Raw genomic sequence first — 22516 nt, 5'->3', positions numbered from 1 at the left:
TCTGCCACAGGTCGTCGGAGAGTTCGGCCGCGCCGCCGAGCCGCCCGAGATAGTTGAACCCGATTGCCGGGTCGGGCCCGGTCAGGTCGACCTCGGGGTTAAGATAGCGCAGCAGCCCGTAGGTGAGTCCGTCGGGCAGCGCGCGCAGTTGTTCTTTTGCATCCTTGATCAGCGCACCCAGCGGCGGGTCGCCGGCGCGCACCCGCGTCCAGTTCAGGCCGTCGACACTCAGTGCCACCGGGTATTTGGTGGTGAACCAGCCCACGATGCGCGACAGGTCCACATCGTCGGCCAGCTCCTCGTGTCGGCCGTGGCCCTCGACTTCGATGCCGATCGGCGAGTCGCTGTTCAGAAACTCTGCCCAGGCCATTGCGAACGCGATCAACAGAATGTCTTGCACGCCGGCGTGAAACGCGGCGGGCACCTCCCCCAGCAGCATTCGGGTGGTCTCGATGTCCAGCTCCACCGCCAGCTGGCCGGCACTTGCGTAGGTGTCGACGTCGGGGTTTGGTGCGGGAATCGCGGCCGGGGTCGCCAGCGCGCGCGTCCAGGCGTCGGCCTGCTCGACGACCGCCGCGGCGCGCGCGTATTCGGACAGCAGTGACGACCAGCGGGCGAACGACGTTCCGCCGGCGGGTAGCGCGATCGGTTGCCCGTTGTGCTGCTGACCCCAGGCGATATTGATGTCCTCCAACAGGATTCGCCATGACACCGCATCGACGGCCAGGTGATGGATGATCAGCATCAGCTGACCGGTGCGGGTCGCCCACACGGCGCTCAACATCGCCCCGGCGGCCGGGTTCAGCCGCGCCCGGGCCGCGACCAGCGCCGATTCGGACAGTTCGTCGACGGTGTCCAGGCACCCGCGGGCATCCGCCGAACCGACCTCGGGTACTTCCAGGGAGCCGTCGGTGGCTACGCGCAACCGCAGCATGGCGTGCCGATCGAGCAACGCCTGGAGAACGAGCACCACGTCGTCCTCGGTCACCGCGGCGGGCGCCTGCACCACCAATGCCTGGTTGAAATCCTCGACCGGACCGTCGGTGTTCAGCAGCCAGCGCATAATCGGGGTAGCCACCGCGGGCCCGACGCCGTCATCGACGATCACTTGATCGCGGGCCACCGTGGCAACCTGGGCCAGCCGCGCGACCGTCTGTTCGACGAAAATGTCGCGCGGACGGCATACCACACCGGCCGCCCGCGCCCGGGCGACCACTTGCATCGACAAGATGCTGTCGCCGCCCAGATCGAAGAAGGAATCGTCGACCCCGACCCGCTCCAGGCCGAGGACTTGGGCGTAGATCGTGGCCAGGATTTCCTCGGTGGCGCTACCAGGAGCGCGGTAGCGATCCACATCGCGATACTCCGGAGCCGGCAGGGCGCGGGTGTCGAGTTTCCCGTTGACCGTCAACGGCAGCGCGTCGATCAGCACCACCGCCGACGGGATCATGTACGGCGGCAGCCGATCGGCCAGCGCCGCGCGTATCTGAGCGGGGTCGGCGGTGCCGGTGATGTAGCCGACCAGGCGGGCAGTGCCGGGGCGGTCTTCGCGGGTGACCACCACCGCCTGGTCCACGCCGTCCAAACTGGCCAGCGCTGACCGGATCTCGCCGAGCTCGATGCGGTAGCCGCGGATTTTGACCTGCTCGTCGGCACGCCCGAGGTAGTCGAGCTGTCCGTCCGCCCGCCATCGCACCAGGTCTCCGGTGCGATACATCCTTTGTCCAGGCGATCCCGGTTCACCGAAGGGGCACGCAATGAACCGTGCTGCCGTCAGGCCGGCTCGTCCGACATACCCGCACGCCACGCCGTCGCCGGCGATGTACAACTCGCCGACCACGCCAATGGGCACTGGGCGCAACCAGCCATCGAGGACGAACAGCGCAGCTGTCGACACCGGCGCACCGATCGGTACCACTGCCGTGTCCGGCGCCAACGGGGCGCTCATCGATGCGTACACGGTGGCCTCGCTGGGGCCGTAGGCGTTGATCACCACGCGACCGTGCGCCCATTGCCGCACCACCTCGGCCGGGCAGGGCTCGCCGCCGAGCAGCACCGCCGTCGACTCCAATTGCCGCGGCGCCAACGCCGCTATCGCAGAAGGAGTTTGGGTCAGCACATTGACACGCTCGGTGACGAGCAGGGCGTGGAAGTCGTCCGGTGAGGTCGTCACCGCCTCGGGCACCACCACCAGCCGGGCTCCGCCGAGCAGGGCGGCCCAGATCTCCCACACCGAGAAGTCGAACGCATACGAGTGGCACTGCGTCCACACCTGGTCGCGCGGCAGCTCTCGCGGTGTCGACTCCGCCAAGTGCGCCAGGTTGCGGTGCGTGACCGCCACCCCCTTGGGAGTGCCGCTGGTACCCGAGGTGTAGACGAGGTAGGCGATCTCGTCGGCCGACGGCGCCGGCAGCGCGGTTCCGGGCTGAATGCCCACCGCGGGGTCGTCGATGCTGATCACCGCGAGGTCGTGACCGTCCAATCGGTGCAGCAGCTGCCGGGCGGTGATCGCGGCGGACGGCGCGGCATCGGTGAGCATGAAGCCGATCCGAGCGTCGGGCAGCGCCGGGTCGATCGCCAGGTAGGCAGCACCCGTCTTCAGCACCGCGAGCATCGCGACGATCGCCTCGGCCGAGCGCTCCATCACGAGCGCCACACACTGTCCAGCCCGCACGCCGTTAGCAATCAGCAAGTGCGCCAATCGGTTCGAGGCCTCATCGAGGCCGCGATAAGTCAACGAGTCGCCCTCGAAGGTGATCGCCACCGCTTCGGGTGCGCGGGCCACATGTGCGGCGAACAGTGCCGGGACCGACTTCGCGGTCGCGGCAGGCCGGGTCAATATGGCGCGGTTGCCGATCTCGTCGAGGCGGCCGCGCTCGCCCACATCCAGCAACCGGATCGAGGAGAACCGCCGGGTGGGGTCGGTGGTGACGGCTTCCAGCACCCGCTCGAATCGCCGGGTCAGGGTATGGATACTGTCGGCGTCGAACACGTCGGTGCGATACTCCACCGTCCCGCGGATACCGGCAGGCTCACCGGCGCGGGTCCAACGTTCCACCAGTGAGAACGCCAAATCCATTCGTGCGGTGCGGGTTTCAATCGGCAGCGGGGTGGCCCGGACTTCACCTAGCGCCAACGCGGCGGCGGGGTCGTCGCCGTACAGGTTCTGCCAGCCCAACATCACCTGGACCAGCGGGTGATGCGCGAGGCTGCGGGAAGGGTTGAGGCGTTCGACGAGAACTTCGAAGGGTACGTCCTGGTGTTCGTAGGCGCTCAGGCTGCGCTGGCGGACCTGGGCCAGTAGCTCGATGATGGTGGGATCGCCGTTGACCTCGACGCGCAGCACCAGGGTGTTGACGAAGAAGCCCACCAGCTCATCGAGTGCCACCTCGCGGCGCCCCGCGATCGGGAAGCCCACGGCGACATCGGAACTCGCGCTGACGGATGCCAGCAGCACGGCGAGGGCGGCTTGCACCACCATGAAGCTGGTCGCGTTGTGCTCGCGGGCCAGCGTACGCACCCGCTGCTGCAATTCGGCCGGCCACTCGATGTCCACGGTCGCGCCGCGCTGGTCGGCCACCGCCGGGTAGGGCCGATCGGTGGGAAGCGTCAAGCGTTCGGGTATTCCGGCCAGCTCGTCTTGCCAGTAGGACAGCTGGGTGGCGATGGGGCTGCCGGGGTCGTCCAGACGGCCGAACTGCGCGTGCTGCCACAGTGTGTAATCGGCGTATTGCACCGGCAATTGCATCCAGGCCGGTGGTTGTCCGGCACACCGCGCGGCGTACGCCACGCCCAGATCGCGTACCAGCGGGGCGACCGAGGAGCCGTCGGCGGCGATGTGGTGAACCACGCCGACCAGTACGTGCTCATCGGTGGCCAGGTGGAAAAGAGTTGCGCGTAGCGGGATTTCGTTTGTCAGATCGAAGGTGTATCCCGCTGCGGCCTCGAACGCCGCGTCCTGCTTCGCGGTGGTCCAGTCGCGGGCATCGACCACCTGCCAGGTGAACTCGGCGCGCTCGGCGGCCACCACCACCTGCTGGGGGACGCCGTCGGGCGCCACATACAGCGTCCGCAAGCTCTCGTGCCGGGCGACCACATCGTCGAGCGCGGCTCCGAGCGCGTCGACATCGAGGCGACCGGACAACCGCAACGCGACCGCCATGTTGTAGACGGGGGACGGCCCTTGCAACTGATCCAGGAACCACAACCGGGATTGGGCGAAGGACAGCGGCACCACCGCGGGTCGCGACCAGGCCGCCAATGGCTCCAGCCATCCTCGACCGGTCCCGACACGCGGTGCCAGCCGGGAGATCGTCGGGGCATCGAACAGGGTGTGCACCTGCAGACCTGCGTCGAGGCCCGAGTTGATCGTGGCGATCAGGCGCATCGCCAGCAGCGAGTCGCCGCCGAGGTCGAAGAAGGAATCGTCGACACCGACCTGTTCGACACCGAGGACTTGCGCGTAAATGCCGGCGAGGATCTCCTCGATGGCCGTAGACGGGGCGCGGTGATCGCCGCCGATACCCTGATATTCGGGTGCGGGCAGGGCACGGATGTCGAGCTTGCCGTTGGGCGTACGCGGCAGTGTCTCCAGGGCGACCAACGCGGACGGCACCATGTAGGACGGCAGCCGCTCGACCAGTGCGCTGCGCAGCGCGGCCGTGTCGGCGGATCCGGTGACGTAGCCGACGAGCCGTTTGGCGCCGAGGCGGTCCTCGCGGGTGATCACCACGGCCTGTTCGACGCCGTCGAGGCTGGCCAGGGCGGTTTGAATTTCGCCGAGTTCGACCCGGTAACCGCGGATCTTGACCTGATCGTCGGCACGGCCCAGGTAGTCGAGTTGCCCGTCGTCGCGCCAGCGCACCATGTCTCCGGTGCGATACATCCGATCGCCCGGTCGTCCGTAAGGGCATGCGACAAAACGGGATGCGGTCAACTCGGTGCGGCCTAGATATCCACCTGCCACGCCCGCCCCGGCCACATACAACTCGCCGACCACTCCGGGTGACACCCGGCGCAACCAGCCGTCGAGGACGAACAGGGCCGCGGTCGATACCGGCGCTCCGATCGGGACGACGGCGGTGCCCGGTGTCAGCGGGGCGCTCATCGAGGCGTACACGGTGGCTTCGGTGGGGCCGTAGGCATTGATCACCACCCGGCCGGGCGCCCACTGATCCACCACCTCCGCGGGGCATGCCTCCCCTCCCAGCAGCACCGCTACCGACTCGAGGCCCTGCGGAGTCAAGGCCGCTGCGGCCGAGGGTGTTTGGGTGAGCACGTTGACCCGTTCGCGCACCAGCAGGGCGTGGAAGTCCGGTGGCGAGCTGGTCACCGCCTCGGGTACCACCACCAGGCGGCCACCCCCGAGCAGCGCGGCCCAGATCTCCCATGCCGAGAAATCGAAGCCATAGGAATGGCATTGCGTCCACACCTGTGGCACGGGCAGCGCAGCGGGCGTCGACTCGGCCAGGTGGGCCAGGTTGCGATGAGTGACCGCAACACCTTTCGGGACACCAGTGGTGCCGGAGGTATAGATCAGGTAAGCGACGTCGTCCGGCGACGGCGTTGCTTCTGGCGCACTGGCGGGTTGCAGAACGACGGCGGGGTCGTCGACGTCGATGATCGGTAGGTCGTGCCCGCGCAGCCGCGGCCGCAGGCCCGCAGTGGTGAGCGCGGCGACGGGCGCGGCATCGGTGAGCATGAACTCGATGCGGCTGTCGGGATGCGCGGGGTCGATCGCGAGGTACGCCGCGCCGGTCTTGAGCACCGCCAGCATAGCGACGATGGCCTCGGCAGAGCGTGAAAAAAGCAGTGCCACCGAATGTCCCGGGCGAGCACCCTGGTCGGCGAGCAGATGCGCCATCCGGTTGGCGGACTCGTCCAATTCGCGGTAGGTGATCGAGTGGCCGTCGCAGGTGATCGCGATCGCATCGGGGGTGCGTACGGCCTGCGCGGTGAACAGCTGCGGAATCGGCTTGGGAGCGGGACCATGTCGCGTCAGCGCCGCTCGGTTGCCGAGCTCGTCGAGCCGGGCGTGTTCGGCGTCGTCCAGCAGCTGGATCGAGGACAGCCGTTGTTCCGGATCCGCGGTCATCGCCGCCAGTACCCGGTGCAACCGCCCGATCAGCGCCTCAACGGTTTTCGCGTCGAATAGCTCGGTGTCGTATTCCACGCGCAGGCCGAGTTCGTCGGCGGGCATCGCCTGCAGGGTCAGCGGGTAGTGGTTGAATTCGCGGGCGGTCATCGCGGTGATGGCCAAGCCGCCGCCGAGCGCGGTGGACGTGTCGATGGGGTAGTTCTCGTAGACGAACAGGGTGTCGAAGAGTTGGTCGTGGCCTGCGGCGCGCTGGATTTCGGTCAGCGCCAGGTGCTGGTGGTCGAAGGTGTGGTTGTTGGCGCGGTGCAGCTGATCCAGCACGTCGGCGGTGGTGGTGACCGCGGTGCTGGTGGCCCGCACCGGCACGGTGTTGATCAGCAGGCCGACCATCGAATCGGAGCCGGCCAGCTCGGGCGGGCGGCCCGAGACAGCGGTGCCGAAGACGACGTCGCGCTGGCCGGTCAGCCACATCAGCACCTGCGCCCAGCCGGCCTGCAACACGGTGTTGACGGTGGTGTGATGCGCGCGGGCCAGCGCGCCCAGCGCGTGGGTAGTCTGCTCCGACAAGGCCGAACCGGCGCTGCCGCGGCGTCCGGGCCGCACCCGACCCGGCGGGCCCACCAGGGTGGGCGAATCCAAGCCGGCCAACACTTCTCGCCAGGCCAGCTCCGCGGCGCCGACGTCTCGTTCGGCCAGCCAGGCGACGAACCTCCGATAGGACCTGGCCGCGGGTAGCCGCTGCCCGTGGTAGCCGGCGAAGATCTCCTGCGCCAGGATGGGCAATGACCAGCCATCCAGCACGATGTGGTGATTCGTCAGCACACAGCGGTACACGTCGTCGCCGGTGCGGATCAACGCGACCCGGAATGCCGGCGGTTCGGTCAGATCGCAGACCGCGGTGCGTTCGGCGGCACAGATCTGCTGGATTCGCTCCTCGGAGCTCAGCACGTAGAACCGCCAGGCCACAACGGGATTGACGAGCATGACCTGCACCGGCTCGTCGAACTGCCGACAGAATCGGGCGGCCAGGTTGGGGTGCCGGTTGACCACTGTACGCACCGCTTCGTGCAGCCGGTCCGCATCGAGCGGCCCCGCGATGGTGAGATCCAGCTGCATCGCGTACAGGTCGTCGGTGTTGTCGTTCGCGGCGCTGGCGTGGAAGAGCAGCCCCTGCTGCAGCGGGGTGAGCGGCAGGACGTCGGCGACGTGGTCTTGCCGGCACAGCTCGTCGAGCTGCTGCTGGGTCAGGCGGGCCGGGAGAATATCCGACGGTGTCAGCCCGCCTCCGCCGCGGCGAACGTGTGCGCAGATCCCCGTCAACGCGTCGAACCACAACGCGCTGAGGCGGTCGACCTGCTCGCCGCCGAGCACCGAGGGCGCCCATGTCCACGTCGCCTGCAGGCGTGGACCGGTGTCGGTATCAATGGTGACGGCATTGAGTTCTACGCTGTGTCCCAACGGCATTGGGATCGCCGAGGCGGTGGTCGCCACCGCTGCGCCGTCCCGGCTGACCCGCCACAGATCGTCGGACAGCTCGGCGGCGCCAGCGCCGAGTCGTCCGAGGTAGTTGAACGCGATCGCGGGGTCGGTTCCGGTCAGCTCGGCGTCGGGATTGAGATAACGCAGCAGCCCGTAGCTGAGCGGATCGGGCAGCGCCCGCAGTTGTTCCTTGGCGTCCTTGACCGCCGCACCCAGCGCGGGATCACCGGCAATCAGCTGCGCCCAATCCAGATCGCCGATGCGCAGCGCCACCGGGTATTTCGTGGTGAACCACCCCACCGTGCGGGACAAGTCGACACCGGCGGCCAATTCGTCGTGGCGGCCGTGGCCTTCGACATCGATACCGATGGCCGCGCCGGTGTCCAAGAACTCCGCCCAGGCCAAGCCGAACGCGATCAACAGAATGTCTTGTACGCCTGCGTGAAACGCCGCGGGGACCTCGGTGAGCAGCATGCGGGTCGTCTCGGCATCGAGTTCGGCCGACAACTGTCCCGCGCTGGCGTAGGTGTCCAGCTCGGGCCGGGGTGCCGGCAATGCGTTCGGCACGGCGGCGACCTGCCGCCACGCGTGCGCGCTTCGAAGCACCGCCGCGGAGTGGGCGTGCTCATCGAGCAGCGAAGCCCACCGGGCGAACGAGGTCCCGGGCGCCGGCAGTGTTATCGGCTGCCCGCTGCGGTGCTGGGCCCACGCGATATTGATGTCCTCCAACAGGATTCGCCACGACACCCCGTCGACGGCCAGATGGTGAGCGATCAGTACCAACTGGGACGTCGAGGTGATCCACAGCGCGCTCACCATCGTCCCGCTGCCCGGATCCAACCGCTCACGCGCCCGCACCAGCACCTCATCGGAGAGCACTTCCACGGATTGCAGACAGCTCCGCGCGTCGACCGCTCCGGCCTCGCGCACCTGCAACGACCACGCATCGCCGACCCGTAGCCGCAGCATCGCGTGCCGATTCAGCAGGGCTTGCAACACCATTGCCACGTCGGCCTCGGTCACGCCCGCCGGTGCCTGCACGACGACCGTCTGGTTGAACTGCGCGACCGGGCCGTCGACGTCGCGCAGCCATCGCATGATCGGGGTGGCCACCACCGGTCCGATGCCCGCATCGTCGCCGGCGGCTTCGTCGTCGACCACGCTGGCCACCCGGGCCAGCCGCGCCACGGTCTGCTCGACGAAAATGTCACGCGGACGGCACAACACACCGGCCGCGCGCGACCGGGCAACCACTTGCATCGACAAGATGCTGTCGCCGCCCAGGTCGAAGAACGAGTCATCGATGCCGACGCGTTCGAGGCCGAGGACTTGGGCGTAGATACCGGCCAGGATTTCTTCGATAGCGTCCGCGGGGGCGCGATAGCGACCGGCATCCTCGTAATCGGGTGCGGGCAGCGCGCGGGTGTCGAGTTTTCCGTTGACGGTCAGCGGCAGCGCGTCCAGCACGACGATCGCCGACGGGACCATGTACGCCGGAAGCTGCTCGGCCAGCGCGGCGCGCAGCCCGGCCGGGTCGGCCGTCCCCGTGACGTAGGCGACGAGCCGGGTGGCGGCGCGCTCGTCGCGGGTGACGACGACGGCCTGATCCACGCCGCCGAGGGCGGCGAGCGCGGTTTGGATTTCGCCGAGTTCGATTCGGTAGCCGCGGATTTTGACCTGCTCGTCGGCGCGGCCGAGGTAGTCGAGTTGCCCGTCGGCGCGCCAGCGCACCAGGTCGCCGGTGCGGTACATCCGGGTGCCGGGTTCGCCGTACGGGCAGGCGATAAATCGCGAGGCCGTCAACTCGGCCCGGCCGAGGTATCCGTACGCCACCCCGGTGCCGGCGACGTACAGCTCGCCGACCACTCCGGCCGGTACCGGGCGCAGCCAGGGGTCCAATACGAACAGCGCCGAGGTGGCCACGGGTACGCCGATGGGTGCGGCGCCCGATCCCGCCGCGAGAGGGTTGCTCATCGAGGCGTAGACGGTGGCTTCGGTGGGGCCGTACGCGTTGATCACCATCCGCCCGTGCGCCCACTGATCCACCACCTCGGCGGGGCAGGCCTCCCCGCCGAGGAGCAGCGACACCGACTCCAGCCCGTCCGGAGTCAATGCCGCTGCAGCGGAGGGGGTTTGGGTGAGCACGTTGACGTGTTCGGCAACCAACAAAGCATGGAAGTCGTGCGGCGAGGCCGCCACTACTTCGGGGACGACGACCAATCGTCCGCCGCCGAGCAGGGCGGCCCAGATCTCCCAGACCGAGAAGTCGAATCCGTAGGAGTGGCATTGCGTCCATACCTGCATCACCGGCAGCTGGCTGGGCGTGGACACCGCGAGGTGGGCCAGGTTGCGGTGGCTGACCGCAACACCTTTGGGTACACCGGTGGTGCCCGACGTGTAGATCAGGTACGCGATGTCGTCAGGCGAGGGCGCCGGCAGCGCCGTCGCCGGCTGCGATCCCACGACAGGGTCATCGATGTCGATGACCGCGAGGTTGTAATCGCTGAGCCGCGGTCCCAGCTCCGCGGTGGTGACGACGGCGACCGGCGCGGCGTCGGTGAGCATGAACCCGATTCGCGCGTCGGGATGCGCCGGATCCATCGGCAGATACGCTGCCCCCGTCTTCAGCACCGCCAGCATCGCGACAACAGCATCGGTGGAACGCGAAAATAACAGCGCCACAATCGTTCCCGGCCCAGCACCTCGGGTGGCCAGTAGATGTGCCAGCCGGTTGGCGGATGCGTCGAGTTCGCGATAGCTCAGTGACCTGCCCGCGTAAGTAATGGCTACCGCGTCCGGGGTGCGCTGCGCATGCTCGCCGAAGAATTCCGGCACCGACACCGCCACCGGCGCGGGCAGTGCCAACATCGTGCGGTTACCCAAGATATCCAGCCTGGCATGCTCGTCGGCGCCCAATAGCTGGATCGACGAGAGGCGTTGCGCCGCATCGGATGTCATAGCCGTTAACACCCGCTGAAGGCGCTCGGCCAATTCCTCGATGCTGTCGGCGTCGAATACGTCGGTGCGATATTCAATCGTGCCGGAAATCCCGGCCGGCTCACCGGCCGCGGTGAAGAGTTCGGTCAAGGAGAACGACACGTCCATGCGTGCGGTGTGGGTATCGATCGGGAGCGCCGTGGCCTTCACATCGCCCAGTCGCAGCTCGGCGGGCTGGGCGTTTTGCCAGCCCAGCATCACCTGGATCAGCGGGTGATGTGCCAGGCTTCGGGTCGGGTTCAACCGTTCGACCAGCACCTCGAACGGTAGGTCGTGGTGTTCGTAGGCGGCCAGGCTGCGCTGGCGAACCTGCGCCAGCAGCTCGGCGACGGTGGGATCGCCGGTCACGTCGATGCGCAGTACCAGGGTGTTGACGAAGAAGCCCACCAATTCGTCCAGTGCCGGGTCAGGGCGCCCGGCGATCGGAAAGCCAACGGCCACATCCGAACTCGCGCTGACGGCCGACAGCAGTACCGCCAGCGCCGCCTGGGCCACCATAAAGCTCGTCGCGTTGTGTTCGCGGGCCACCTCGTGTACCCGCCGCTGTAACTCGGCCGGCCACTGCAACGCCACCGTGGCGCCGCGCTGATCCGCGACCGCCGGGTACGGCCGGTCGGTCGGCAGTGCAATGCGCTCGGGCATCCCGGCCAGGGCGTCACGCCAGAACGCCAGCTGGGCGGCGATCGGGCTGTCGGGATCGGCCAGATCACCGAACCGCGTGTGCTGCCATATCGCGTAATCGGGGTACTGCACCGGCAATTCGGTCCAGGCGGGCGCTTGTCCTCGGCATCGGGCGGCATACGCCTGACCCAGATCGCGCACCAGCGGAGCGATCGACCACCCGTCGGCGGCGATATGGTGCACGACACCCACCAGCACGTGCTCGTGATCGCTGCGCCTGAACAGGGTGGCCCGAAGGGGCAGTTCGGCAGACAGGTCGAAGCGGTGACCCACCGTGGCGTCGATGGCGTCGTCGAAAAGAGTCGCGGACCATCGGGTGGAATCGACGAAGCGCCAGCCGAACTCGGCCCGGTCGGGATCCAGCACGACCTGCCGCGGGATGCCGTCGGGTGCCGAGAAGACCGTTCGCAGACTTTCATGGCGCGCCACCACGTCACCCAGTGCCGCGGCCAGCGCGTCGACATCGAGGCTTCCGGACAGCCGCAACGCCACCGCCATGTTGTACACGGCGGACGGTCCTTGCAGCTGATCCAGGAACCACAACCGAGATTGGGCATACGACAGCGGCACCACCGCCGGTCGTTCGAGAGCGACCAGCGGCTCACGGCGGCTCGCCGGCGCGCCGAGATAGGGTGCCAGCTGGGCGACAGAGGGTGCGTCGAAAAGCCTGCTCACCTTGAGGTCCGCGTCCAGAACCGTATTGATCGCGGCGATCACCCGCATCGCCGACAGCGAGTCTCCGCCGAGATCGAAGAAGGAATCGTCGACTCCGACCCGTTCCACATTCAGCACCTGGGCGTAGACCCCGGCCAGGATCTCCTCGACGGCGCTGGCCGGCGCCCGGTACCGACCGGCATCGCGGTAGTCCGGTGCCGGCAAGGCCCGGGTGTCGAGCTTGCCGTTGACCGTCATCGGCAACGCGTCGACCACCAGTACCGCCGACGGCACCATGTACGGCGGAAGCAACTCGGACAGCTGGGCACGGACCAGGGCCGGGTCGGCGGTCCCGGTGATGTAGCCGACGAGACGCTTGGTGGCGAGGCGGTCCTCGCGGGCGATCACCGCAGCTTGTTCCACGCCGTCCAAACCGGCCAGGACCGCGCGTATTTCGCCGAGTTCGATGCGGTAGCCGCGAATCTTCACCTGCTCATCGGCGCGCCCGACATATTGCAACTGCCCGTCGGCGCCCCACCGCACCAGGTCGCCGGTGCGATACATGCGGGCACCGGGACTCCCAAAAGGACAGGCCATGAATCGCGATGCGGTCAACCCGCCGCGGCGCCAATACCCGTATCCCACCCCACGCCCGGCCAGGTACAACTCGCCGACCACGCCGACGGGTACCGGGCGCAACCAGCCATCGAGCACGAAGAACGCCGCGCCCGCTGTCGGCGAACCAATCGGCACCACAGCGGTTTTCGGGATGAGGGGCGCACTCTTGGACAGCCACATCGTGGTCTCGGTGGGCCCGTAGACGTTGACCATCGTCCGCCCGGGCGCCCATCGATCCACCACCTCGGGTGGGCAGGGTTCGGCGCCGATCACCAGCGCCGCCGATTCCAAACCGTTAACGGAAAGGGCGGCCACCGCGGACGGGGTTTGGGTCAGCACCGTGACGCGTTCGTTGACGAGCAGGTCGTGGAAGTCGTCGGGTGAGCGGGTCATCTGCTCGGGCACCACCACCAGCCGCCCGCCGTGGAGCAGCGCGCCCCAGATCTCCCACACCGAGAAGTCGAACGCATAGGAGTGGAACTGCGTCCACACCTGCTCCGCGGTCAGTTTCAGCCCGATCTCCAGTGAGTCGAAGAGCTGGGTGACGTTGGCGTGGTTGACCGCAACGCCTTTGGGCGCCCCGGTAGTGCCCGAGGTGTAGATGATGTGGGCGACATCGTCGGGCTCCGGCATCGGTAGCGCGGTGGCGGGTTGAGCACTGAGCGCGGGATCGCGGATATCGATCGTCGTCAGGTCGTACCCGTCGATTCGCGCGCGCAGCTCGGTGGTGGTGAGTGCGGCGATCGGCGCGGCGTCGGTCACCATGAATTCGATCCGTGCCGCGGGGTGTGCCGGGTCGATCGGCAGGTATGCCGCGCCGGATTTCAACACCGCCAAGATCGCGACGATGGCCTCGGCCGAGCGCGAAAACAGCAGTGCCACAAACTGTCCGGGGACCGCCCCGTGCGAGGTCAGCAGGTGCGCCACCCGGTTGGACTCTTCGTCGAGCTCGCGGTAGGTGATCGAGCGGCCGTCGAACGTGATCGCGATCGCGTCGGGGGTGCGCGCGGCCTGTGCGGCGAACAATGCCGGCACGGATATCCCGGTTGCCGGCCGAGTCAGCACCGCTCGGTTACCGATCTCATCGAGGCGGTGGTGTTCGTTGGCGTCGAGCAGATCCATCAGCGACAGCCTGCTGGTGGGATCGTTGGTGATGGCCACCAGGACCCGCTGCAACTGCCGGATGAGGGTGTGGACGCTGTCCGCGGTGAAGACGTCGGTGTCGTACTCGATCCGCAGGCCCAGTTCGTCGCCGGGCATTGCCTGCAAAGTCATTGGGTAGTGGTTGTTTTCGCGAGCGCTGTACCCGGTGACGGCCAGGCCGTTGACGCCGAACAATGCGGGATCAACGGGGTAGTTCTCGTAGACGAACAGCGTGTCGAAGAGTTGGTCGTGGCCTGCGGCGCGGTGAATCTCGGGCAGTGCCAGGTGCTGGTGTTCGAGGGTGTGGTTGTTGGCGCGATGCAGTTGGTCGAGTAGGTCGGCCGTGGTGGTGGCCGTGGTGATCGTGGCGCGCACCGGCACCGTGTTGATCAGCAGGCCGACCATCGAATCGGAGCCGGCCAGCTCGGGCGGGCGGCCCGAAACCGCGGTGCCGAAGGCGACGTCGCGCTGGCCGGTCAGCCACATCAACAGCTGCGCCCAGCCGGCCTGCAGGACGGTATTGACGGTGGTGTGATTCTGCCGCGCCAGCTCGGTTACGGCCTGGGTCGTGTCGGCGGGCACTCGCGACGTCACCACCGCTCGCCGCCCGAGCCCGGCGCGCCCCGGCGGGGCCACCAGGGTGGGAACCTCGAAACCGGCGAACATTTGCCGCCAGGCCGTCTCGGCGCTGCCGCGGTCCTGGTCGGTCAGCCAGGACACGAACCGGCGGGACGGCGCCGGTGCCGGGGGTCGCTGGCCGGAATAGGTTGTGGAGATCTCTTGCAACAGGATTGGCAGTGACCAGCCATCGAGCACGATGTGGTGGTTCGTCAACACCAACCGGTGCAGGTCGCTGCCGATGCGGATCAGCGCGACCCGGAACGCGGGCGGCTCGGTCAGGTCGACGACTGCCGTGCGTTCGGCAGCGCACAGCCGCGCGAGGTGTTCCTCGGTATCGACGGCCCCGTCGAGTTCCAGGTATTGCCAAGCTGATTCGGGGTCGATCGGAATGACCTGGATCGGGTCGTCGAACTCCGGGCAGAACCGGGCTGCCAGGTTGGGATGGCGGCCGACCACCGTGTCGACCGCGGCGCGCAACCGGTCGGGTTCCAGCGGGCCGGTGATGGTGATATCCAGCTGGACCGCGTAGAGCTCGCCCAAATCGCTTGTGCCGTGGGTGTTGGCATGGAACAGCAGGCCCTGTTGCAGCGGCGTGAGCGGCAAGATGTCGGCGATGTGGTCGCGTCGGCACAGCTCGTCGATCTGCTGCTGGCTGAGCCGCGCCGGGGCGATATCCGACGGAGTCAGACCGCCACCACCGGCGCGGACATGAGCGCAGATCCCGGTCAGGGCGTCGAACCACATTTGGTTGAGCCGGCCGATCTGCTCACTGGTGAGCGCTGAGGCAGCCCAGGTCCAGGTCGCGTGCAAGCGTGGGCCGATGTCCGTGTCGAGCGTGCCGGCGTTGAGTTCCACGGTGTGCCCCAACGGCATTGGGATGGCCGAGGCCACGGCGGCGACCGTCACACCGTCCTCGCCGATCAGCCACAGATCGTCGGAGAACTCAACGGCGCCGGCGCCCAGGCGTCCGAAGTAGTTGAACCCGATCAACGGGTCGGCCGAGTCCAGATCCACTTCGGGGTTCAGGTAGCGCAACAGCCCGTAGGTCAGGCCGTCTGGCAGTGCGCGCAGTTGCTCTTTGGCGTTCTTGATCAGCGCGCCCAGCGCGGGCGCACCGGCGAGCACCTGTGCCCAGGACAAGCCACCGCCGTCCAGGGCCACCGGATATTTGGTGGTGAACCATCCCACCGTCCGTGACAAGTCCATGTCGCCGGCCAGCTCACCGTGGCGCCCATGGCCCTCCACGTCGATGCCGATCGGGCCGGCGCCCAGAAACTCCGTGCAGGCCAACCCGAACGCGATCAGCAGAATGTCTTGCACGCCGGCGTGAAACGCCGCGGGCACTTCGCCCAATAACATCCGAGTGGTGTCGACGTCGAGGTCCACCGACAACCGGCCCGCACTGGCGTAGGTGTCCAGCTCGGGCCGGGGTGCCGGCAGTGTGGACGGGACCGCGGCTATCTGCCGCCACACCTGCGTCTGGGCGACGACTTCGGGATCGCGGGCGTGCTGATCGAGCCACGACGCCCAGCGGGCAAACGACGTTCCCGGTGCGGGCAACGCCACCTCTTGGTCGGCGCAATGCTGTGCCCAGGCAAGGTTGATGTCTTCCAACAGGATTCGCCATGACACCCCGTCGACGGCCAGATGGTGAATGATCAGCACCAGCTCACCGATCGGCGCCACCCACAATGCGCTCAGCATCTTTCCGGTGACCGGATCCAGCCGGGCCCGCGCTTGGACCAGTACCTCATCGGTGAGCTCGTCGACGACGCGCAGGCAACCTTGCGCGTCCACCGAACCGGGCTCGGGCACCCACAGTGACCAGCCGCCGGCGAAGTCGTCGTCGACGCGCAGCCGCAGCATCGCGTGCCGGTCCAGCAACGCCTGCAGCACCACCACCACGTCGGCTTCGGTCACCGTGACCGGGGCCTGAATGGCGACGGTCTGGTTGAACTCCTCGACGCGACCCGCGACGCCCTCCAGCCAGCGGATGATCGGGGTGGCCGGCACCTCGCCCACGCCTTCATCGACGACTCCGGCGTCATCCGTTGCGACACTGGCTACTCGGGCCAGCCGGGCGACAGTCTGCTCGACGAAGATGTCCCGAGGTCGGCACACCACCCCGGCCGCGCGCGCCCGGGACACCACCTGCATCGACAGGATGCTGTCCCCGCCCAGGTCGAAGAACGACTCATCGACCCCGACGCGCTTCAACCCCAGCACCTGCGCGTAGATCCCGGCCAGGATCTCCTCGACGGCATCGGTGGGGGGGCGGTAATGATCGGCATCCTGATATTCGGGTGCGGGCAACGCGCGGGTATCAAGTTTGCCGTTGACCGTCATCGGCAGCGCGTCGAGCACCACCACCGCCGACGGAACCATGTACGGGGGAAGGCCGTCGGCAAGCGCGGCCCGGGCGTGGTTGGGGTCGGCGGTTCCGGCGATGTAGCCGACGAGGCGGTTGACGCCGGGCCGGTCCTCGCGGGCGACGCCGACCGCCTGCTCCACGCCTTCCAAACGTGCCAGGGCCGCTCGTATTTCGCCGAGCCCGATGCGGGAGCCGCGAATTTTGACCTGTTCGTCGGCGCGGCCCAGGTAGTCGAGTTGCCCGTCGGGACGCCACCGCACCAGGTCGCCGGTACGGTACATCCGGGCGCCGGGCTCCGCGAACGGACAGGCCATGAAACGCGACGCGGTCAGCCCGCCCCGGCGCCAGTACCCGCACCCGACCCCGCGCCCGGCCAGGTACAACTCACCTACCACGCCGACGGGCACCGGGCGCAACCACTGGTCGAGCACAAAGAACGCGGCCCCCGAGACCGGCGAGCCGATCGGCGGAACGCCCGAACCCGTTGCCAGCGGCGCACTCTTGGCCGCCCACATCGTCGTTTCGGTCGGTCCGTAGACGTTGATCATCAGTCGGCCGCGTGCCCACCGATCCACCAGTTCCGCCGGGCAGGGTTCGGCGCCGATGACCAGCGCGGTCGATTCCAAGCCCTGCGGGGAGAGCACGCCGACCGCGGACGGGGTCTGAGTGAGAACGGTGACGCGTTCGGCGACCAGCAGGGCGTGGAAGTCTGCCGGTGAACCGGTCACGGCTTCGTGCACTACCACCAGTCGGCCACCGTGTAACAGCGCGCCCCAGATCTCCCACACCGAGAAGTCGAAGGCGTACGAATGACATTGGGTCCACACTTGTCCGGGTGACAGTTCCAGGCCGGTGTCGAGCGAGTCGAAGAGTTGAGTGACGTTGTGCTGAGTAACCGCAACGCCTTTGGGCATGCCGGTGGTACCCGAGGTGTAGATGATGTGAGCGATGTCGTCTGGCGACGGTCCGGGCGGCGCGGTCGCGGGCTGGGCGTCGATGCGGGGGTCGTCCACGTCGATGATCCGCAGCTCGCATTTCTGCAGCCGCGGCCGCAGCTCGGCGGTGGTGATCGCGGCGATCGGCGCGGCGTCGGCCACCATGAACGCGATACGTGCCGATGGGTGGCCGGGATCGATCGGTAGGTAGGCCGCACCGGATTTGTGTACCGCCAGGATCGCGATGATCGCTTCGGCGGATCGCGAAAACAGCAGTGCCACAGACCCTCCCGGTGCAGCGCCTTCGGCGCGCAGGAGGTGTGCCAACCGGTTGGCGGCCGCGTCGACCTCGAGATAGGTCATCGACCGGCCCTCGAAGGTTACGGCTACCGATTCCGGGGCGCGGGCCACCTGCGCGGCCCACAGTGCCGGAACTGTGGTCGGGGTCTGCGGCCGAGCCAGTACGGCGCGATTGCCGAACGCGTCGAGCTGGTTGCGTTCGGCGTAATTCAACAGCTGGATCGACGAGAGCCGTTGGGCAGCATCGGTTGTCATGGCGGTAAGCACGCGCTGCAATCGCCCGACCAACGCCTCGATGCTGTCCGGGTTGAACACGTCGGTGCGATACTCCACCGCCCCGCCGATTCCGGCCGGTTCACCGGACGCGGTGAAGCGCTCGGTCAGAGTGAAGGCCAAATCCGTTCGTGCGGTGCGGGTGTCGATTGGCAATGGGGTGGCTCGCACATCGCCCAAGGCCAGTTCGGCCGGCTCCGTGTTCTGCCAGCCCAGCATCACCTGCACCAGCGGGTGGTGCGCCAGGCTGCGGGTCGGGTTCAGCCGCTCGACCAGAACCTCGAACGGCACGTCCTGGTGTTCGTAGGCGGCCAGGCTGCGTCGCCGTACCTGAGCCAACAACTCCGCGACGGTGGGATCGCCAGCCACATCGACCCGCAGCACCAGGGTGTTGACGAAGAAGCCCACCAGCTCGTCGAGCGCGGGATCGCGGCGCCCGGCGATCGGGAAGCCCACGGCCACATCGGAACTCGCACTGATCGCCGACAGCAGCACCGCCAGGGCGGCCTGGACCACCATGAAGCTGGTGGCGTTGTGCTCCCGGGCCACTTCGCGGCCCCGCTGCTGCAATTCGGCCGGCCACTGCACGGCCACACTGGCCCCGTGCTGATCGGCCACCGGCGGGTAGGGACGGTCGGTGGGAAGCGGCAGTACCTCCGGCATCCCCGCCAGCGTCTCTTCCCAATAGGACAGTTGCGACGCGATCGGGCTTTCTGCGTCGGCCAGGTCTCCGAATTGCGCGTGCTGCCACAGCGTGTAATCGGCGTACTGCACCGGCAATTCGGCCCAGTCCGGTTCGCGTCCGAGGCACCGAGCGGCATACGCCTGCGCCAGATCACGCATCAGCGGCGCAATCGACCAGCCGTCGGAGGCAATGTGGTGCAGCACGCCGATCAGCAGATGATCGTCGTCGCCGCAGCGGAAAAGCGTTGTCCGTAAGGGTATCTCGCTGGTCAGGTCGAAGGTGTGGCGCGCCGCCGCATCGACTGCCTCATCCAGCCGGAATGCCGGCCAGCCGTTGGCATCCACGACCTGCCAACCGAACTCGGCACCGTCGGCGGCCAACACCAGTTGCCGCGGGGTGTCCTCGGTCGCGGGGAACACCGTACGCAGGCTCTCGTGCCGGGCGATCACATCGGCCATCGCGGCGCCCAGCGCGTCGACGTCGAGGCTGCCCGACAGCCGCAACGCGACCGCGATGTTGTACATCGGCGATGGACCTTGCAGCTGGTCCAGGAACCACAGCCGCGACTGGGCGAACGACAGCGGAACCACCGCCGGGCGCCAGCCGGCCGTCAATGGCGTCAGTCGCTCCTGCCCGGTGTCGATGCGGGGTACCAGCTGCGCGATCGTCGGGGCTTCGAACAATGCCCGCACCGAAAGCCCGGCGTCCAGGGCGGTGTTGATCGCGGCGATCACCCGCATCGCAGAAAGCGAGTCTCCGCCCAGATCGAAGAACGACTCCTCGATTCCGACCCGGTCCACTCCCAGAACCTGGGCATAGATACCGGCCACAATCTCCTCGACCGCGGTGGCCGGTGCGAGGTAGTTCTCGACGTCGCGGTAGTCCGGTGCCGGCAGCGCGCGGGTGTCGAGCTTGCCGTTGACCGTCAAGGGCAAGGCGTCGATCGCCAGCACCGCGACCGGCACCATGTACGCGGGCAACCGCTCGGCCAGTGCGCTGCGCAGCTCGGCCGGATCGGCGGTGCCGGTGACATAACCCACCAAGCGCTTTTCACCGGGGCGATCCTCGCGGGAGATCACCGCGGCCTGCTCGACCCCGTCGAAGCCTGCCAGTGCGGCGCGGATTTCGCCGAGCTCAATGCGGTAGCCGCGAATCTTGACCTGCTCGTCGGCGCGCCCGACATAGTCCAGCTGTCCGTCGGCGCCCCAGCGCACCAGGTCTCCGGTCCGATACATACGGGCGCCGGGTCCGCCGAAGGGACAGGCCACGAACCGCGATGCTGTCAACGGGGACCGCGCCAGGTAGCCGTATCCGACGCCGCTGCCTGCCACGTAAAGCTCGCCGACCACCCCGGCGGGCACCGGGCGCAGCCAGTCGTCGAGCACAAACAGTGCCGACGTGGAGACCGGCGCACCGATCGGTACCGCATTCCCGGCCGACAGCGGCGCGCTCATCGCCGCGTAGATCGTGGTTTCGGTGGGGCCGTAGGCGTTGATCATCACGCGCCCGGGCGCCCACCGGTCGACCACCTCGGCCGGGCACGCCTCGCCGCCGATCAGCAGCGCCGCCGATCCCAGACCTTCCGGCGACAGCGCCGCCACCGACGACGGTGTCTGCGTCAGTACGCTGACCCGCTCGGCGATCAGCAGGGCGCCGAAATCGTCGGCCGAAGCGGTGACCAACTCGGGGACCACCACCAGCCGGTCGCCGTGCAGCAGCGCAGCCCAGATCTCCCACACCGAGAAGTCGAAGGCGTAAGAGTGGCATTGGGTCCAGACCTGTCCGGGGGGCAATCCGGCGCTCAGCGAGTCGAGTTGCGCGGCGACGTTGTCATGGGTGATGGCCACGCCTTTGGGGACACCGGTGGTGCCGGAGGTGTAGATGATGTGCGCGATGTCATCTGGTGACGGACCGGGCGGCGCGGTGGCGGGCTGGGCGTCGACCGCCGGGTCGTGGATATCGATGATCTCCAGGCCGTAAGGGTCCAGCCGGTCCGCGAGCGCGGTGGTGGTCAGTGCGGCCACCGGCGCGGCGTCGGCGAGCATGAACTCGATCCGCGTCGCGGGGTGAGCCGGGTCGATCGGCAGGTACGCGGCTCCGGTCTTCAGCACCGCCAAGATCGCGATGATGGCGTCGGCCGATCGCGAAAAGAGCAGCGCCACAGACTGTCCCGGCCCCGCGCCCCGGTCTGCTAGCAGGTGGGCCACCCGGTTGGCGTTCTCGTCGAGTTCGCGGTAGGTGAGCGAACGGCCGTCGAAGCTCACCGCTGCCGCGTCCGGGGTGCGCGCGACTTGTGCTGCGAACAATGCCGGGATCGACGCCGCGGTCGCGGGCCGCGTCAGCACCTCCCGGTTACCCAACCGGTCCACGCCGGTGTGTTCGTCGTCGTCCAGCAGATCGATCGAGGCGAGCTCGTGTTCGGGTGCCGACGCCATGGCTTTCAGCACCCGCTGCAACCGTTGCGTCAGTTCCGCGACGTCGAAGTTCGAATATGGTTGCCCGGCCCCGGCAGTGGTGACGAACTGCTCGTCGCCGGCACCGACGAAGAACAGCCCGAAGTGACCTATCGGTCCAAAGCTGGTGTACGTCGCGGTGCCCGGAACTCCGGCGAAGTTCAGGGTGATCCTGGACGGAACGAAGTTGAGGACCACTCGATTCGCCGTCTGCCCGGCGCCGCGAAGACCGCCCTCGTCCCCCAGGACCTGCACCGGAAAACGCTGATGCCGCAAAGCTTCTCGCGTTCGCTTATCGACGTGCTTGCAGAAGTCGGCAACGGTCGACCCCGGTGACGTCTTGAGCACCAGGGGAACCACCCCGGCGACCATTGCGGGAAGGGATTTGGACTCCGGGTGGACCCGCCTGCTGACCGGGAAGTCGAGCACGACCTCCGAGCCGCCGGTGCATCCGCGCACCAACAGCGCACACGCCGCCGTCAGGATCGAGGTTCGACGTACACCCAGCGTTTTGGACAGCTGTTTGATCTGGCCGACGACGGACGGATCCAGCTGAACCGGCGTGGTCGGCTGATTCGGATCCGGCCGCGAGGTGGCCGGCGCCAATCGATAGTCCGGTCCGTTCTCCGACGGCAGGTTGGCGTTCCAGTAGGCCTGGTCTTCCAGGTATTCCGCGGACGCCTCGTATTCCAGCTCGCCGCGAACGAGGTCCTGTAATGAGCCGAAGAACGCGGGCGAGCTGGCCGTGCCGGACGCGAGTGCGGTGTAGAGAGCCGCAATCCGGCGGCCGACGAGCCCAATACCCAAGCCGTCGAGGACGATGTGATGGCAGCAGGCAGACCAGTAATATTCATCGGCTTTCGTGCGGAATAACGCAAATTTGAGTAGCCGGCCATCCAGCGGCATCAGGGTGTGCTGGATCGATGACGCAATCTCGCGGGCCTCGGCCACGGGATCGCTGCAGCCGCGGAGATCGTGGAAGTCCAACTCGAATTCCGGGTAATCGACTGCCTTTTGGAAAACCTGACCGTCGACTTCGAAGAATGCGGCGCGGCACGGTTCGGCCTCGTGCAACGTTTTGCTGATTGCTTGTCTGAGCAAATCAGGCTCGACCGTGCCCTCGATTTTGATGAATAGGCCGAGTTGCCAGTCGGTGCCGGAGCGTCCCGTTTCCTGTGCGAGCCAGATATCCAATTGCCGGCGCGTCAG

At 67.8% G+C, this 22516-nt stretch carries 1 pseudogene (running past one end of the window); it reads right to left on the bottom strand.

From position 1 onward, the window contains the following. A pseudogene (locus MAAFP003_RS25865) lies at positions 1–22516 on the bottom strand (non-ribosomal peptide synthase/polyketide synthase) (its annotated part extends 8615 nt beyond the left edge of the window); the annotation flags it as partial.

The sequence above is a fragment of the Mycobacterium ahvazicum genome (assembly GCF_900176255.2).
GTDB classification, from domain to species: Bacteria; Actinomycetota; Actinomycetes; order Mycobacteriales; family Mycobacteriaceae; genus Mycobacterium; species Mycobacterium ahvazicum.
This window is presented reverse-complemented; position numbering and strand designations above follow the sequence as displayed.